A 16,618-nucleotide genomic window follows, 5' to 3' on the forward strand; every position below is an offset into this window, starting at 1 on the left:
ACCCGAAGCCTCGAGGTGGACCGATTGCGACGCCTGAAGCGCGGGGACCGCCACATCGGTCACCAACGGCGGCGTGGGCGCGGCATACGCGAACCGCACATCGTCGAATCGGATGGCAGCCGCGGTCGCGACGGGAGCGGCGGGCTCGATCGCGGCATCCGCTTCGGTTTCGCCGGGAAGGTCGATGATCTCTTGGATGCGACCGAGCGCGCCGAGTGCCTGGTTGATCGAGTTGACCGCGCCGAGTGCCGACCCGAGCGGCATCACGAGCATGAAGAGGAACAGGATGAACGTGACGAGTTGGGCGATCGTGATGGCGCCCGACGCGACCCGGAATCCGCCGATCCCGATGACGACGAGGAACGCGACCTGCACGGCGATCCCGGCGATCGGAAAGACGAGGGCCGAGATCTTCGCGACCCGGAATCCAGCCCTCTTCGCGGCTTCGGCCTCAACGATGATGGCCGCGGTTTCACGGTCGGTGGCGTTCGCGGCCCGTACGGTGCGGATGGCGCTGATCGACCGCTCGACGGCGGCGGCGAGGGCGCCCACCCGTTCCTGCTGGACCCGCGAGGCCGGCCGGATGCGCGACGAAATCAGCACCCCCGCGCCGAGCGCGAACACGATGACGGCAAGGGTGAGTCCGAGCAGTACGGCGTCGACGACCAGCATCCCGATCAGCGCGCCGACGAAGGTGATCGCGCCGCCGAGAGCATCCAGAAGTCCCTGGGTGATGACCGCGTAGAGCAGCGTCGTGTCGGAGCCGACGCGGGAGACGAGATCGCCGGTGCGGCGACGGTCGAACTCGGATATCGGCAGGCGCAGCATCCGGCGCACCAGCGCGCTGCGCGCCGAGAAGACGACCGAGGTGCCGATGCGCTGCAGCAGATAGTGCTGGATGCCGCTCAGAACCGCCGCCACAACCAGAAGACCAACGAGCAGCCAGACGAGCATCCCTACGCCGCCGCCCGCCTGCACAATCGCGACGACCTGACCCGCGAGAAGCGGTTGGGCGAGGGATGCCCCAGCCCCGATCAGGCTGAGCGCGAGAGATACGGCGAGCAGCCCGCGGTGTTCCAGAAGGTAGGGCAGCAACTGGCGGAAACTCGCCCGCGGTCCGGTGTCTTTCTTGGGGCGCCGGAAGAAACCGCCGCGCGAGTCGCTCACGCTTTGACCCTAACCCGGGGTTGGGGTGCGGCCCGACGGCGATACGGTTGCGGCGAGGATGCGACGGGCCGACTCTCCGCCGCGGAACAGATGACCTGGTTATTGGTGCGGGCCGTTCTGACTTTCGCCGTGGTTGCCACGTTGGTGGGAGTCCTCCTGCGATCACTGTTCACGAATCGCCACGTGCCGCTCGGATCCCTCGTCTTCGTTGCAATCCTGATTGTGCTGCTCTTTGGATCTCATGCGCTGCGCGAACTTGCTTTACGGATGCGGCGCCGACAGCTTTTGCGTCGCGGGGTGGGCGGCTGGGTGCTCGATGCTCAGATTGCCCCCTCCGACGTGCGACTCCTCGACCCGGAGACACGAGTTCGCCGGGCGACCTTGATTGCGCTGGTCGCCAATGGAGCGAACCTAGATTTCTGGAGCAGTGCGCAGAGTGTCGCACCGACGGCCGGTCTCCCCTTGAACCATCTCGAAAGTGTGACCGTCACACCACGGGGGCTGAGCTTCGCGCTCACCGACTCGCATTCAGTCGGAATCGACATCCTTGGTGCGATCGGCGGGCTCATCCCGACGTCGCGCCCGCGACGACAACACCTCGCTGATCAGATTGGTCGTGCGGCGGCGGCCGCTGCTGCGCCGCGCTAGCCGCTCGACCGTGTCGGAGCTGCGACCTATGCTCGGTTAGGTGCCTGAGCCCGTCATCGTCGCCTCCGAGCTGACCAAGAAGTACAAAGACACTCTCGCCGTCGACGGCATCTCTTTTGAGGTCGCCCCGGGCGAGTCCTTCGGCCTGCTCGGGCCGAACGGGGCCGGCAAGTCGACCACGATGCGCATGGTCGGAGCGGTGTCGACCCGTACCTCGGGCGACCTCACCATCCTTGGCATGGATCCCGACTCGCACGGTCCTGAGATCCGGTCGCAACTCGGAGTTGTGCCGCAGCAAGACAACCTCGACACCGAGTTGCGGGTGCGCGACAACCTCATCGTCTACGGGCGCTACTTCGGCCTGCCGCGCGCTCAGATCGCGAAGCGGGCCGACGAACTGCTCGAATTCGCCCAGCTCACCGATCGCGCAAAGTCGAAGGTCGACGACCTCTCGGGCGGCATGAAGCGCCGTCTCACGATCGCTCGCGCGCTGATCAACGACCCTCGCATCCTGCTGCTCGACGAACCCACCACCGGTCTTGACCCGCAGGCGCGGCACATCCTGTGGGACCGGCTGTTTCGCCTCAAAGAGCAGGGCACGACGCTCGTGCTGACGACGCATTACATGGATGAAGCTGAGCAGCTCTGCGATCGGCTGATCGTCGTCGACAAGGGCGCGATCATGGCGGAGGGGACCCCGTCATCCCTCATCAAGGCGCACGCGAGCCGCGAGGTGCTCGAGGTGCGGTTCGGGTCGGACCGCAACGAGGGTGCTGCCAAGAAACTCGAAGGCGTCGGCGAGCGTCTCGAGGTGCTGCCCGACCGCATCCTGGTCTACGCCGACAACGGTGAGGCTGCTCTCGTCGAGGTGACCAAGCGCGGCCTTGAGCCGATCACGAGCCTGGTGCGCCGGTCGAGCCTCGAGGATGTGTTCCTGCGTCTCACCGGTCGGAGCCTGGTCGAATGACGGCGATCTCTTCCGGCCAAGGGCTGGCTCCCGAACTCGCCGCCAGATCTCGCCGTTGGGGTGCCTGGTATGTCGCCGAACACAAGCTGCGCGAGGTGCGGGCTTTCGCCATCACGATGTTCGCGATGGCGCTGGGTACGCCTTTCCTCTACCTGTTCGCGTTCGGTGTTGGCCTCGCGACCCTCGTCACGAAGAACCAGGGTCCGGATGGCGTTGGCGGCGTCTCGTACCTCGAGTTCGTCGCGCCCGCACTGCTCGTCAACGCCGCCGTACTCGTCTCATCTGAAGAGTTCATGTTCGGCATCCTGATGGGCTTCAAGTGGAACCCGATCTTCACCGGCATGAACGCGGCGCCCATTTCGGGGCGACAGATCGTCGACGGAGTCTTCATTTTCATCGCCATCCGGTCGTTCGTGACTGTCGTCATCTACTACGCGGTCGTGCTGCTGTTCGGCGGGCTGCACGGAGCGGCGAGCCTCGCCATCATCCCGATCGCCTTGCTCACCGGGTTCGCGTTCAGCCTGATCGGCGCCTACGCGGCCACGATCACCGAAGACCGCGGCCAGTTCAATATCGTCAACCGCGTCATCCTGCTGCCGCTCACCCTGTTCAGCGGCACCTTCTTTCCGCTCACCCAGCTGCCGATCGGCCTTCAGGTTATTGGATGGCTTTCGCCGATTTGGCACGGCACCCAACTTGCGCGGCAGGTCGCCTACGGTCCGACGGAGCCGTTCGGGCTGACCCTCATCCACATCGCCTACTTGGCTGTGCTCGCGATCGTCGGCTGGCAGTTGTGCGTGCGCATCTCGGTGCGGAGGCTCGACAAATGACCCTTCGACAGGCTCAGGGGCCGAGTGGAGCGTACCGAGCCGCCGTGAAACGGTCGAACGGCGGCGTGCGCGCCCTCTACTCGGGCAACGCCACCGCCGTGCTCGGGCGCGGGCTTCTCGCCACCCGCAGCACCAACTGGGTCATCGTGCTCACCGGCGTCTTCGAGCCGATGTTCTACCTGCTCTCGCTCGGCGTCGGCCTCGGCAGCCTGATCGGCACCGTTCAGGATTCGTCGGGTAACGACATCCCGTATAAGGCTTTCATCGCGCCCGCGCTACTTGCGGTGTCGGCGATGAACGGGGCGATCTACGACTCCACCTGGAACGTGTTCTTCAAGATGCACTTTGGGAAGCTCTACCAGGGGATGCTCGCCACCCGCCTCGGACCGCTCGACGTCGCCCTAGGCGAGATCGCCCTCGCCCTGCTGCGCGGCGCGGTGTACGGCGTCGCGTTCATGCTCGTGATGCAGGTGCTCGGCCTCAACCTGTCGTGGACGGCGATTTTCGCGCTGCCGACCCTGGTCATCATCGCGTTCGGATTCGCCAGCCTCGGCATGGGGATCACCTCGTACCTGAAGTCGTTTCAGCAGATGGACTGGATTCCAATCGTGCTGCTGCCGATGTTCCTGCTGTCGTCGACGTTTTTTCCGATCACCGTCTACCCCGAAGTGGCGCAGTGGTTCATCAAGGCGCTGCCGCTCTGGCACGGCATCGAACTGGTGCGCGGTTTCACGACCGGGGTGCTGTCGTGGGCGATGGTGGGGCACTTTGCGTACTTCGGCGTGATGATCGCGGGCGGGCTGTTCTTCACCACCCGGCGGCTGCGCGCGCTGTTCTTGGACTAGCCGTTCTTAGGAGCGGTTTCCCGGTTTCGGGATGCGACGCTGAGCCGTGCCGTTCACCCCCAGTCATGCGATCGTCGCCCTGCCGTTCATCCGCACGCCCCTTCCGGCCGGAGCTGTTGCAGTCGGAGCGATGGCACCCGACCTGCCGCTGTTCTTCCCCTGGGGTCCCGACTATTTCGTGACGCACGGATTCCCGAGCCTGCTCTGGTCGTCGGTGCCGATTGCGCTGGTGCTCTACGCGGTGTGGCGGGTGGCGTTGCGGCCCGCGGTGTCGGGGCTTCTGCCGCCATCGCTGGGTGCTCGGCTTCCCCTCGCGTGGGATCACCCGACGCGGCCGCAGCATCCCGTGAAAAGTGGGCTGCTCATCCTGGTGGCGGTGCTGATTGGCGTCGCGACGCACGTCTTCTGGGACCTCTTCACCCACCCCGGTCGTCTCGGGTCACAGTGGATTCCCGCCCTCGCCGACCAGTGGGGTCCGGTCGAGGGCACCACCTGGCTTCAGCACATTTCGAGCGCAGTGGGCCTCATCGGCGTCGCGATCTGGGTCGTCATCGCCGCGCGTCGTGCACCGAAGGTCTGGCGCACCGATCGTCGCGCGGTGGTCGTCGTGCGATACGTGGCGTGGATCGCGGCAGCCGCGGTGCTGGTGGGAGCCTTCGCGATCGCGGTAGCCCTGCGCGGGTTCCCGACGACCTACCCGGAGTTACGGGATCTGGCGTTCACCCCGGGTACCCGAGCGGGCGCGATCATCCTCGTGCTGACGCTTCTCGCGGCGGTCGCTGTTCAGGTGCTGCGCCGCGTCAGGCGGTGACGACGCCCTTCGTCAACAGAAAGTTGCAGTACGGGGCGGTCTCCAGGGTGTGGATGACGGCATACCCGAGGTCGGCCCGCGGGTAGAAGTCGCTGCGCGGGATCGCCTCGACCGTGAGCCCGCCCCCGTGAGCCGCGATGGCGGCGTCGAGCGCGGCAGCCTGCACGGGATTCTCAGCGGTCGGGTCGTCATCCGACCCCATCCGCGCGAACGGCCGATCGACGAAGGTGTCGAGCGGAAAGACACTCAGCACAGCCTTCACGATCTCGACGGCGCCGGCGTCGACGCGAACGACCGGGAGGCCGCGCGAGTACGACGGAAAGTTGCGGTCCGCGATCACCAGCACGTCGCCGTGACCCATCTCGTCGAGCACCTTCAGCAACTCGCCCGACAGCAGCGGGTCGACACCTTTCAGCACGTCAGCTCTCCTGCGTCTTCGTGGTCGAAGTTTGCGCGGTCAGCGACTTCAGGATGCGCGCGGTCGACAGGGCGGCCTCCGCGGCACGCCCCCCGACATCCTCTTTCGATTCGGGCAGGCCGGCGCGGTCGAGTCCCTGCTGCTCGTTGTCGACCGTGAGCACGCCGAAGCCGACAGGTTTGCCGGTGTCGAGCGCGACGCGGGTGAGGCCGTCGGTCGCCGCGGAGGCGACGAAGTCGAAGTGCGGGGTTTCGCCGCGCACGATCACGCCGAGGGCGACCACGGCATCCGCACCCGCGTCGAGCGCGGCCTTCGACACCACGGGCAGTTCGAAACTGCCGGCGACTTGGATCTCGGTCACGGTCGCCCCGGATGCCGTCAGCACGTTGCGCGCACCGGCGAGGAGTCCTTCGGAGATGCGGGTGTGCCAGAGGCCTGAGACGATCGTGACGCTCAAGCCGGTTCCGTCGGTGTTGAGCTCGGGCATTCCTTCGCCGCTCATCGGAAGTCCTCCATCTGATTCTGTTTGACCGCTTCGTCGAGCACGGCATCGGTGGGCAGCGCGTGACCCATCCGGTCGCGCTTGGCTTCGAGGTAGCCCTCGTTGAACTCGCCGACCCCAACGACGAGCGGCACGAGTTCCGTAACCGTCACACCGCGTTCCCGCAACTGCCGGGCCTTCTCGGGGTTGTTGCTGAGCAACCGCACCGACGAGATGCCCAGATCTTTGAGGATCGCCGTCGCCGCACCGTAGTCGCGCGCGTCGGCCGGCAGCCCGAGCTTGAGGTTGGCGTCGAGGGTGTCGTAGCCCTCCTCCTGCAGCGCGTACGCCTTTAGCTTGTTGATCAGGCCGATGCCGCGACCCTCGTGACCGCGCAGATAAATCACCACGCCGCCTTCGGCATCGATCGTCTCGAGCGCCGACTGCAACTGCGGACCGCACTCGCACTTGAGCGACCCGAACGCCTCACCGGTCAGGCACTCGGAGTGCACGCGCACAATGGCGCCGTTCTTCGGGTCACCCTTGATCCAGGCGACGTGGTCGGCCCCGGTGGAACGATCGCGGTAGGCCCGCACGCGGAACGTGCCGTGTTCGGTCGGCACATTCGTTTCGACCTCGAACGACACCCGCTCGGTCTCGGGGATCTCGACCACCGCGTTCGGGTCGGACTCGCACTTGCGCTCCTCCATGAACCTGATGAGTTCCTCGATCGTGATGACCGGGATGCCGTGCTCCCTCCCGAGTTTCAGCAGGCCGGGTAGGCGCATCATCTCGCCGCTGTCCGCCACGATCTCGCCGATGACGCCGACCGGGGTGAGCCCGGCGAGCTTGAGGAGGTCCACCGTCGCCTCGGTATGACCGTCGCGCTGCCGGACCCCGCCATCCACCGCACGTAGCGGCAGGATGTGACCGGGCCGGATCAGCGACCCGGGGGTCGACGACGGGTCGGCCAGCACCCGCAGAGTGTGGGCGCGGTCGGACGCGCTGATGCCCGTGCTGAGACGATCCGCGGCATCCACACTGACTGTGTACGCGGTGCCGCGCGGGTCCTGGTTGTCGGCCCACATCGTCGGCAGGGCGAGCCGATCGGCGATCTCGTTAGTCATCGGCGCGCACAGGTAGCCGGAGGAGTACCTCACCGCCCAGGCGATCCACTCCTGGCTGGCGAACTGGGCGGCCATGACGACGTCACCCTCGTTCTCGCGACCTTCGTCGTCGGCGACGATGACGGGCTTGCCCGCGCGCAACGCGTCGAGGGCGGTGGGGATGTCAGACAGAGTCATGCGGTGGTCCTTTCGAACCTCATCAGCCGTTGCACGTGGCGCGCAAGGATGTCGGTCTCAACGTTGACCCGATCACCCGGTGCCAGGGCACCGAGCACGGTGGCGGTGAGCGTCTCGGGGATGAGCGACACCTCGAACCAGTCGTCGCCCGCCTCACTCACGGTGAGGGAGACGCCGTTCAGCGCGATCGAGCCTTTGCGCACAACCAGCGGAGCCAGGTCTGTGTCGAGTGAAAATCGGAGGATGCGCCAGGCATCGCCGGGCGTGACGCTGAGGACGGTTGCCGTGCCGTCGATGTGACCCTGCACGATGTGGCCACCCAGGCGGTCGCCGACGGATGCCGCCCGCTCGAGGTCGACGCGATCGCCGACCTTCCGCTCGCCCAGCGTGCTCATCGCGATCGACACAGCCATGACATCCGCGGTGAACCAGTCGGCGCCCTGATCGACGACGGTGAGGCAGACGCCATCCACCGAGATGGAGTCGCCGTGCTTCGCGTCGCTCACCACCAGTGGAGCAGCGATCGTGAGCCGTCCCGAGTCGCCGGAGCGTTCCCACGCGAGAACCTCGCCCTGCTCCTCGATGATTCCGGTGAACATGTCAGCCTTCCTTGGGTGTTGCGGGCTTCGGGGTAGCGGCCTTCGGGGTTGCCGCAATGAAGAGGTCGTCGCCGAGCTGCTCGATGCGGTCGATCTGCAAGCGCCGGATGCCATCCATCGTCGGGATGCCGAGGTCGCCAACGGCGAGCATCGGGCCGCCGAGCAGCGCGGGGGAGAGATAGATGGCGTACTCATCGGCGAATCCCGCCGCGATGATCGCGCTCGCCAGGGTCGGTCCGCCCTCGACGTAGACCCGTCTCACGTCGATCTTCTGCAACTCGTTGAGGATCGCGGCGAGGTCGCGACTGTGGGTTTCGAGCACGCCGCGCGGGTGGGCGTGCAGTTTCGCCGTAGCCGGGATGGCGCGCTCACCGACGACGACGGGCAGCGGTTGGTGGGGCATCAGCTCGCCGGCATCGCCGCGTGCGGTCAGTGACGGGTCATCCGCGAGCACCGTGCCGGTGCCGACCAGGATCGCATCGCTCGCTTCGCGCTGCTCATGCACGAGTTGCCGCGCGGCGGCGCCGGTGATCCATTGGCTCGAACCGTCGGCGGCGGCGGCGCGCCCATCAAGAGTCGACGCCCACTTCACCGTCACCCACGGGCGACCGCGCCGCATGACCTCAATCCAGGGGTGCAGCAGTGCCTCGCCCTCGGCTTCGAGGAGTCCGTGACCCACCGCGATACCGGCCTCGGCGAGACGTTGAGCGCCATGACCGGATGTCGCCCCCGGGTCTTTCACCGAATAGACGACCCTCTCGACGCCCGCTGCGATGAGCGCCACGGAGCACGGTCCGGTGCGACCGGTGTGGTTGCACGGCTCAAGGGTGACGACGGCGGTGAGTCCGTGAGCATCCATCCCCTTCGGCAGTGCCGAGAGGGCGACAATCTCGGCGTGCGGAGTGCCGGCGCCGTGGTGCCATCCCTCCGCGACGATCGTGCCGTCGTGGTCGACCAGCACGCAGCCGACCTGAGGGTTGCCGCCGATGAGCGGTCCGCGGGTCGCGAGGTCGAAGGCACGGCGCATCGGCGCTTCGTACTGCTCGGTCTCGTTACTCATCCGTCTACCTCGGTCTCAGCCGGGGACGTGAGGGTCGCGCAACCGTCGCTGCTCGCGCAGGCAACGGCGGCGTGCATCCTCCCATCCGGACTTTAACCGTCGGTCCCGGAATTCCACCAGGTCAGCTTCCCCGGGCCTTGTGGGCCGAAGAAGTTCGCGGACTATCACCGCCGGCGCGGAATTTCACCGCCCCCGGAGCACGTGCTTCGTATCACCAGGGTACAACTGCACGCCTGGGCCTCACATTCCCGAGTCCTCCCGTGAGGGCAACTCGCAGGATTCAGGCCGAACCGTGGAATTCGGGATGTTTCCGCCCGACTTTCGGATGTCCTCCTGAATCTTGTGACCTGACATCCATCCCCAACCCGTGCCCACGGTCGATGTGGGGTCGCCGCGGGCGGTCAGGGTCGGGGAAATGACCCACGTGACTCGTCGGCAACTGCTCACCCGGGGTTGGACGGATGGCCGGATTCGGGCCGCCGTCGGTCGAGGCGATCTCGTCCGGATCAGGCCCGGCCACTTCGCCGAGTCGTCGCTCGACATCCCGACGGTTCGGGCAATCCGGGTAGGCGGGCGGCTTGCGTGTGTGTCGGCGCTACGGCATCACGGAATCTGGGTGCTCGACGGCGACCAGATCCACGTGCACGTGGCGGGCAACGCCGCACGACTGCGCACCGATGGCCTCAACGCCCGCGTGCACTGGCGGCCGTTGGTCGAGCCGACGGCATCCGATTCGGTGGGAGTGGTCGACGCTCTGATTCAGGCGAGTGGATGCCTCCCCCACCGCGAGTGGATCGCCAGTGTCGACAGTGCCATCCATCTGGGGCTGCTGACGGCATCCGGACTTGCCGCAATTTCGCGGAGTCTGCCGAAGCGGTTGCGGAAGACACTCCGACTCGTCGACGGGCGGGCCGAATCCGGGCTGGAGTCGATCGAGCGTGTCATCGCGGTCGAACTGGGGTTCCGCGTGCGTCCGCAAGTGCGGTTCGCGGGAGTCGGACGCGTGGATCTCGTTGTGGAGAACTGGGTCGTCATCGAAACCGACGGCACCGCGTTCCACGACGTGAGTCTCGCGCCACGCGACCGATCGCGGGATGCGCGGCTTGCCGCCGCGGGTCGCACGGTCCTTCGACCGGGTTACTCCCTCGTCGTGTACGACCAACCGGCCGTCGCCCGCCAACTGATCGGGGCGGTCGCCAGCCACCGGCGGATACAAGATTCAGGCCGGATCGTGGCTCGGGCCCGAAAGCGGGCCGAAAAACTCGGTCTGGCCTGAATCTCGTGAGTTCCCGGAGGTGGTGCGGCCGAGTTGACGGGCAGGGGGGATGCGGGACGTGCAGACCGAGTGGGGTGCAGACCGAGGGGGTGCAGACCGAGGGGGTGCAGAGCGAGAGGTGGGAATGGGGTGGGGTCGTCTGGGAAAGACGGAGGGGTCTCGGGGAGACGACGGTGGATCAGCGGCGCGGGAGGAACCCGACGCGGTCGTAGACCTTCTTCAAAGTCTCGGATGCGATCGCCTCGGCCCGGTCGGCATTCCCGGCCAGCACCCGGTCGAGTTCGGCCGGATCGGCGAGCAACTCGAGCGCCGCCGCCCGCACCGGTTCGAAGGCGGCGACCACGGCATCCGCGGTCTCGGCCTTCAGGTCGCCGTACCCGCGGCCCGCGAACGAGTCGACGAGCGCGGGGATCGGCGAGCCGCCGAGCACCGACAGGATCGTCAGCAGGTTGGACACTCCCGGCTTCTCGACCGGGTCGAACAGGATGTCGCGGGACGTGTCGGTGACGGCCGAACGGATCTTCTTCGCGTTCACCGACGGGTCGTCGAGCAACCACAGGATTCCCTGCGGCGATTCCCCCGACTTCGACATCTTCGACCCGGGGTTCTGCAGATCGTAAATCTTCGCGGTTTCGGGCAGGATGCGGGCTTCGGGCAGCACGAAGGTGTCGCCGAACCGGGTGTTGAAACGGTGGCCGAGGTCGCGCGTCAGTTCGATGTGCTGGCGCTGGTCTTCGCCGACCGGCACGATTTCGGCGTCGTAGAGCAGGATGTCGGCCGCCTGCAGAACCGGGTAGGTGAAGAGCCCGACCGAGGCAGCATCCGAGCCCTGCTTCGAGGACTTGTCTTTGAACTGCGTCATGCGGCTCGCCTCACCGAACCCAGTGAGGGTGTTGAGCACCCAGGCGAGTTGCGCGTGCTCGGGCACGTGCGACTGCACGAACAGAATGCTGGATGCCGGGTCGATTCCGGCGGCGATGTACTGGGCCGCGGTGCGGCGGGTTGCTTCGCGCAGAGCCGCCGGATCTTGCGGAACCGTGATCGCGTGCAGATCGACGACGCAGTAGACGGTGTCGTACTCGACCTGCAGGTCGCGCCACTGCATGAGCGCGCCGATGTAGTTGCCGGCGTGCAGGGATTCAGCAGAAGGCTGCATCCCCGAGAAGAGGCGGGGCTTCGACATGTGAGGTCCTAACGAATCAGAGCTGGTAATCGACGACGAGGGGAGCGTGGTCCGACCATCGCTCGTCCCACGCCGCTGCTCTATCGACCTTCACATCCACGACTTTAGCCGCAAGCTCGAGCGTCGCCGCCTGGTAGTCGATGCGCCAACCGGAGTCGTTGTCGAACGCTTTGCCCATGTTCGACCACCAGGTGTACGGCCCGTCGACCTCGCCCGCGAACCGGCGGCCGACATCCACGAATCCGAGGCCCGCCCCGTTGTTGTAGGAGGGGTCGCTCTCCGCCCCGAAGATCTTGTCGAAGTAGGCGCGCTCCTCGGGCAGGAAGCCGGACTTCTTGACGTTGCCCTTCCAGTTGCGGATGTCGAGGGTGCGGTGCCCGACGTTGAGGTCGCCCAGGACGACGGCGAGCGGGTTGTGGGCCTTCAGAAGTGGCAGGTGCACGAGCATCCCGTCGAGGAATTTCCACTTCTCGTCCTGCTTCGGCGTACCGAATACCCCCGAAGGGACGTAAGACGAGACGACGGTGACGAGGGTGCCGTCGACGTCGTAGTCAGCTTCGAGCCAGCGTCCGGCGGTGTCGAAGTCGTCCGCACCGAACGTCACGCGGTGCACGGTGGCAGCTCGGCGCGAGGCAATCGCCACCCCGGCACGACCCTTCGCCGTGGCGGGGTCGTGGAGGATGTGCCACTCGTCGCCCAGCAGCTCTTCGAGATGCGAGGTCTCTGCACGAACTTCTTGCAGGGCGAGGATGTCGACGTCCCGCCCGCCGAGCCAGTCGCCCATGCCCTTGCGGAACGACGCTCGCACCCCGTTGACGTTGACGCTGGCGATGCGGAGCGGCTTCGAGGTCACTCCGCAACGCTAGCGGCGACCACTGTCTCGGGGAGAGCCGCGGCGACCACCGTCGCGGGCGGCGCCGCGGCGAGCGAACAACCGCGCCCAGAATCCGCGCTTCGGCTCGGGCGGGGGCTCGTGGGCTTGGACGAGCGCACGGGCGCGCTCGAGCCGAGCGGCGGCGACCTTCTCGTCGATGACGATGCCGGCATCCTCGACGCTGACCGCCATCCACGTTGCGCTCACCAGCACGATCTGGCTGAAGAAGTTGTAGTAGATCAGCAGGCCGGCGATGACGGCGAAGGACGCAATCAGCGGGTTGTTCTTGGCGCCCCCCAACAGCAGACCGCCGATGACGGTGAGCGCGGCGACCCCGATCGCGCCGAACAGAACCCCGTTGCGCAGGATCCGCAGCGGAACGCGCACGCGGGCGAGCACCCGGTACAGGCCCGCGAGCGCGACGGCGTAGACGATCACGGCGATCAGCAGGGTGACGGCTCGGCTCGCGATGATTCCGATGACCGAGTCGACGTCGACTCCGATCCAAGCCAGCGCCTGCTCGGTGAGGCTCGAGCCGGCGAACGACAGCACTGCGGCGATCAGGAGCAACGTGGCGAACGCGAGCCCGAGTGCGAGGTCGATGAGTTTCAACAGGAACACGTTGGTCGGCGCCGCGGGCAGATCGAACATAACGCGCACAGCATCCCGCGCCGAAGCGAGCCAGCCCAGAGCGGTGAAGAGCAGGCCGAGAATGGCGACGATGCCGGAAAGGCTGAACGCGAACCCAGCCGTCAGGATGGCGGGGTCGATCGCACCAGATCCGGTGCCGTCGTCGATCAGTCCTGGCACTGAGTTGGCCAGGAAGCCGAGGATCGCCGCCTGCAACCGGGTGTCGCTGCTCACGACGAGTCCGGCGACCGAGAATGCCACCCAGAGCGCTGCGAAGACCGCGAAGAGTGCTTGGTACGCGAGGCCGCTCGCCAGGATGGGACCGCGATCCTGGGCGTAACGGGTGAACACGCGAATCGCCTTCAGCCGCTGAATCCATGCGACGACGGCCTGGGTGCGATCGGCCGGGGACATGTTCACACCTTAGGAAACTTCGGCAGGGCGTTCCGGCGTTAGACGACAGTCAGGTCGAGCATCGGGATGTCGGGGCGCCCGCGCAGGACGGCCTGCTTGACCTCGGCGATCGCCTTCGTGACCTCGATGCCGCGTGGGCATGCCTCGGAACAGTTGAAGGTCGTGCGGCAGCGCCACACTCCCTCTTTGTCGTTGAGGATGTCGAGGCGCACCTTCGCGCCCTCGTCGCGGCTGTCGAAGATGAACCGGTGTGCGTTGACGATGGCGGCCGGACCGAAGTACTGGCCGTCTGTCCAGAACACCGGGCACGACGAGGTGCACGCGGCGCACAGGATGCACTTGGTGGTGTCGTCGAAAATCGCACGCTGGGCGACCGACTGGATGCGCTCCTTGTCGGGCTTGTCGTTCGCGATCAGGAACGGCTGGATGGCGCGGTACGACTCGAAGAACGGCTCCATGTCGACGATGAGGTCCTTCTCGAGCGGAAGGCCCTTGATCGCCTCGACGTAGATCGGCTGGCTGATGTCGAGATCTTTGATCAGGGTCTTGCACGCCAAGCGGTTGCGACCGTTGATGCGCATGGCATCCGATCCACAGATGCCGTGTGCGCACGAGCGGCGGAACGACAGCGAGCCGTCCTGCTCCCACTTGATCTGGTGCAGGGCATCGAGCACGCGGTCGGTCGGGTACATCTGCACGTCGTAGTCGACCCAGCGCGGCTCGTCATCCACCTCGGGGTCGAAGCGACGGATGATCAGCGTGACCGTGAATGCGGCGATGCCGGCTTCCTGTGACGGGTTGCCGGGCTCTGAGGGCTCCAATTCAGTACTTCCGTTCCATCGGCTGGTAATTCGTGATGACGACTGGCTTCCAGCCGAGCGAAATGTGGTCGGCAGCATCCGCCGAATGCGGGTCGCCGGTGAGGTACGCCATCGTGTGCTTGAGGTAGTTGGCGTCATCCCGCTTCGGGTAGTCGTCACGCATGTGGCCGCCGCGACTCTCTTTGCGGTTGCGCGCCGAGAAGACCACGACTTCGGCCAGGTCGAGCAGGAAGCCGAGTTCGATCGCCTCGAGAAGGTCGGTGTTGAACCGGCGACCCTTGTCTTGGATCGACACGTTGAGGTAGCGCTCGCGGAGGGTATGGATGGTCTGGGTCACCTTGGCGAGGGACTCGTCGGTGCGAAACACCTGGGCGTTTCGATCCATCTCGTCTTGCAGTTCTTTGCGCAGGTGCGCAATGCGCTCGGTGCCGGTGGAGTTCTTCATCTGATCGATGAGGCCCTGCACGAACTTCGCGGGGTTCTCGGGAAGTGGCGTCCAGTCGGCGGTCTTGGCGTACTCGACCGCGTTGTTGCCAGCCCGCTTTCCGAACACGTTGATGTCGAGCAGCGAGTTGGTGCCGAGTCGGTTGGAGCCGTGCACCGAAACGCACGCGCACTCCCCGGCGGCGTAGAGGCCCGGCACGATGGTGTCGTTGTCGCGCAGAACTTCGGCCTTGACGTTGGTCGGGATGCCGCCCATCGCGTAGTGCGCGGTCGGCATCACCGGCACCGGAGTTGTGACCGGATCGACGCCGAGGTAGGTGCGCGCGAACTCGGTGATGTCGGGCAGTTTGGTCTCGAGCACTTCGGCGCCGAGGTGGGTGCAGTCCAGCAGCACGTAGTCCTTGTGGGGTCCGGCGCCGCGACCTTCGGCGACCTCCTGCACCATGCAGCGACTCACGATGTCGCGGGGTGCCAGGTCTTTGATGGTGGGGGCGTAGCGCTCCATGAAGCGCTCGCCGGATGCGTTGCGCAGGATGGCGCCCTCACCGCGCGCACCTTCGGTGAGCAGGATGCCGAGCCCGGCCAGTCCGGTCGGGTGGAACTGGAAGAACTCCATGTCTTCCAGCGGAAGACCCTTGCGCCAAATGATGCCAACGCCGTCGCCGGTGAGGGTGTGCGCGTTCGAGGTGGTTTTGTAGATTTTGCCGAAGCCGCCGGTGGCGAAAATGATCGCCTTCGCCTGGAAGACGTGGATCTCGCCGGTGCGGAGCTCGTACGAAACGACACCCGACGGCTGCTGCACTCCGTCGACCTCGGTCATGACGACATCCAGCGCGTAGTACTCGTTGTAAAACTCGACGCCGAGTTTCACGCAGTTCTGAAAGAGCGTCTGCAAAATCATGTGGCCGGTTCGGTCGGCGGCGTAGCAGGCCCGGCGTACCGGTGCCTTGCCGTGATCGCGGGTGTGTCCGCCGAAGCGCCGCTGGTCGATCTTGCCGTCCGGCGTGCGGTTGAACGGCAGACCCATGTTCTCGAGATCGAGAACAGCGTCGATCGCCTCTTTCGCGAGGATCTCGGCGGCATCCTGGTCGACCAGGTAGTCACCGCCCTTCACAGTGTCGAAGGTGTGCCACTCCCAGTTGTCTTCTTCGACGTTGGCGAGAGCCGCCGCCATCCCGCCCTGAGCGGCACCGGTGTGCGACCTGGTCGGGTAGAGCTTGGTGATCACCGCGGTGCGAGCCTTCGGCCCCGCCTCGATCGCCGCGCGCATCCCGGCCCCACCCGCTCCCACAATGACGACGTCGTAACGGTGGTAATGCACGCCATCGATGACGTCACCATCTTCGAATTCCATGTGGTGTGTGAGCCTTCGTGGTTGGGCAGAACTGGGGCGGGCAGAGCTAGAGGGTCGAGCAGAACGAGGGCAGGAGGTCAGCCGGGGTGCCTGCGGGGCACGGGTCGAACGTGGTCAGCGCGAGGGTTCCCAGGGTGAGCAACGCGATGGTGGCTCCAGCGAGCAGCACGAGCAGCACGATGCGGAATCTGCTGCGCGCGTAGTCGTTGATGATCGTGCGCATCCCGTTGGCCCCGTGGATCAGCGCGAGCCAGAGCAGCAGGGTGTCGTAGACGATCCAGAACGGGTTCGCCCATTTGCCGGCGACGAAGGCGAAGTCGATCGCTTTAACGCCGTCACCAAGGAACAGGTTGACGAACAGGTGTCCGAAGATCAGCACCACGAGCACGATGCCCGAGGCCCGCATATACAGCCAGCCCCACTTCTCCCAGTTGACCCGGCGCTTGCGCGCGACACTTCTCGGGGATCGGGGTGCGTCGATCGTCGTCACGG

General features: G+C 66.2%; 18 protein-coding genes and 1 riboswitch. Of the genes, 6 read left to right on the top strand and 12 right to left on the bottom strand.

Annotated features, from left to right (window positions below; genetic code table 11):
- Window positions 1-1,167 (bottom strand): ABC transporter ATP-binding protein (locus ABIR17_RS01380; RefSeq protein ID WP_348002567.1); only part of this gene is annotated, 1,167 nt, incomplete at its 3' end.
- 90 nt (window positions 1,168-1,257) lie between these two features.
- On the opposite strand from ABIR17_RS01380, the gene ABIR17_RS01385 reads away from it, so the two are divergent.
- Genes ABIR17_RS01385 through ABIR17_RS01405 form a run of 5 tightly spaced genes read left to right on the top strand, consistent with a single transcriptional unit; the run spans window position 1,258 to window position 5,268 of the window.
- Window positions 1,258-1,815, top strand: coding sequence for a hypothetical protein (locus ABIR17_RS01385; protein ID WP_348002568.1), 558 nt, complete (start codon window positions 1,258-1,260; stop codon window positions 1,813-1,815).
- A 40-nt stretch (window positions 1,816-1,855) separates the two neighbouring features.
- Window positions 1,856-2,782, top strand: coding sequence for an ATP-binding cassette domain-containing protein (locus ABIR17_RS01390; RefSeq protein ID WP_348002569.1), 927 nt, complete (start codon window positions 1,856-1,858; stop codon window positions 2,780-2,782).
- On the top strand, window positions 2,779-3,612 hold the full coding sequence (locus ABIR17_RS01395; RefSeq protein WP_348002570.1) for an ABC transporter permease: 834 nt from the start codon (window positions 2,779-2,781) through the stop codon (window positions 3,610-3,612). Before ABIR17_RS01390 ends, ABIR17_RS01395 begins: the two co-directional genes overlap by 4 nt.
- A complete protein-coding gene (locus ABIR17_RS01400) occupies window positions 3,609-4,457 on the top strand; it encodes an ABC transporter permease (protein WP_348002571.1) in 849 nt (282 codons plus the stop codon). The genes ABIR17_RS01395 and ABIR17_RS01400 overlap by 4 nt, the downstream gene beginning before the upstream one ends.
- A 46-nt stretch (window positions 4,458-4,503) precedes the next feature.
- Window positions 4,504-5,268 carry a DUF4184 family protein gene (locus ABIR17_RS01405; RefSeq protein ID WP_348002572.1) on the top strand — a complete coding sequence of 255 codons (765 nt, stop codon included), beginning with the start codon at window positions 4,504-4,506 and terminating at the stop codon, window positions 5,266-5,268.
- Here the strand turns inward: ABIR17_RS01405 and ABIR17_RS01410 are convergent.
- Genes ABIR17_RS01410 through ribD form a run of 5 tightly spaced genes read right to left on the bottom strand, consistent with a single transcriptional unit; the run spans window position 5,258 to window position 9,130 of the window.
- The gene (locus ABIR17_RS01410) at window positions 5,258-5,686 is read right to left on the bottom strand and encodes an RbsD/FucU domain-containing protein (protein WP_348002573.1); all 429 of its coding nucleotides are present in this window, start codon (window positions 5,684-5,686) and stop codon (window positions 5,258-5,260) included. The two genes, ABIR17_RS01405 and ABIR17_RS01410, sit on opposite strands and share 11 nt — an antisense overlap.
- 1 nt (window position 5,687) lies before the next feature.
- The gene (gene ribH, locus ABIR17_RS01415; RefSeq protein ID WP_348002574.1) at window positions 5,688-6,188 is read right to left on the bottom strand and encodes a 6,7-dimethyl-8-ribityllumazine synthase; all 501 of its coding nucleotides are present in this window, start codon (window positions 6,186-6,188) and stop codon (window positions 5,688-5,690) included.
- Window positions 6,185-7,471 carry a GTP cyclohydrolase II gene (ribA, locus tag ABIR17_RS01420; protein ID WP_348002575.1) on the bottom strand — a complete coding sequence of 429 codons (1,287 nt, stop codon included), beginning with the start codon at window positions 7,469-7,471 and terminating at the stop codon, window positions 6,185-6,187. Before ribA ends, ribH begins: the two co-directional genes overlap by 4 nt.
- Window positions 7,468-8,070, bottom strand: a complete 603-nt coding sequence (locus tag ABIR17_RS01425) for a riboflavin synthase (RefSeq protein ID WP_348002576.1) — start codon at window positions 8,068-8,070, stop codon at window positions 7,468-7,470. Before ABIR17_RS01425 ends, ribA begins: the two co-directional genes overlap by 4 nt.
- Before the next feature lies 1 nt (window position 8,071).
- Window positions 8,072-9,130, bottom strand: a complete 1,059-nt coding sequence (ribD, locus tag ABIR17_RS01430) for a bifunctional diaminohydroxyphosphoribosylaminopyrimidine deaminase/5-amino-6-(5-phosphoribosylamino)uracil reductase RibD (protein WP_348002577.1) — start codon at window positions 9,128-9,130, stop codon at window positions 8,072-8,074.
- Between the two features lie 69 nt (window positions 9,131-9,199).
- Window positions 9,200-9,333: riboswitch (FMN riboswitch) on the bottom strand.
- A 212-nt stretch (window positions 9,334-9,545) separates the two neighbouring features.
- On the opposite strand from ribD, the gene ABIR17_RS01435 reads away from it, so the two are divergent.
- Entirely contained in the window at window positions 9,546-10,406 is an 861-nt protein-coding gene (locus ABIR17_RS01435) for a hypothetical protein (protein ID WP_348002578.1), read from the top strand.
- Between the two features lie 178 nt (window positions 10,407-10,584).
- On the opposite strand, the gene trpS is transcribed toward ABIR17_RS01435, so the two are convergent.
- Genes trpS through ABIR17_RS01465 form a run of 6 tightly spaced genes read right to left on the bottom strand, consistent with a single transcriptional unit; the run spans window position 10,585 to window position 16,616 of the window.
- Window positions 10,585-11,589, bottom strand: a complete 1,005-nt coding sequence (trpS, locus tag ABIR17_RS01440; RefSeq protein WP_348002579.1) for a tryptophan--tRNA ligase — start codon at window positions 11,587-11,589, stop codon at window positions 10,585-10,587.
- Window positions 11,590-11,605: 16 nt separating this feature from the next.
- On the bottom strand, window positions 11,606-12,442 hold the full coding sequence (locus ABIR17_RS01445; RefSeq protein WP_348002580.1) for an exodeoxyribonuclease III: 837 nt from the start codon (window positions 12,440-12,442) through the stop codon (window positions 11,606-11,608).
- 9 nt (window positions 12,443-12,451) lie between these two features.
- A complete protein-coding gene (locus ABIR17_RS01450) occupies window positions 12,452-13,507 on the bottom strand; it encodes a YihY/virulence factor BrkB family protein (protein WP_348002581.1) in 1,056 nt (351 codons plus the stop codon).
- A 38-nt stretch (window positions 13,508-13,545) separates the two neighbouring features.
- Window positions 13,546-14,328, bottom strand: a complete 783-nt coding sequence (locus ABIR17_RS01455; RefSeq protein ID WP_348002582.1) for a succinate dehydrogenase iron-sulfur subunit — start codon at window positions 14,326-14,328, stop codon at window positions 13,546-13,548.
- A 1-nt stretch (window position 14,329) separates the two neighbouring features.
- Complete coding sequence (gene sdhA, locus ABIR17_RS01460; protein ID WP_348002583.1) at window positions 14,330-16,126, bottom strand: succinate dehydrogenase flavoprotein subunit; 1,797 nt, start codon at window positions 16,124-16,126, stop codon at window positions 14,330-14,332.
- 46 nt (window positions 16,127-16,172) lie between these two features.
- Complete coding sequence (locus ABIR17_RS01465) at window positions 16,173-16,616, bottom strand: succinate dehydrogenase hydrophobic membrane anchor subunit (protein ID WP_348002584.1); 444 nt, start codon at window positions 16,614-16,616, stop codon at window positions 16,173-16,175.
- Between the last annotated feature and the right edge of the window lie 2 nt (window positions 16,617-16,618).

It is taken from the genome of Pseudolysinimonas sp., assembly GCF_039912695.1.
Classification (GTDB): Bacteria; Actinomycetota; Actinomycetes; order Actinomycetales; family Microbacteriaceae; genus Pseudolysinimonas_A.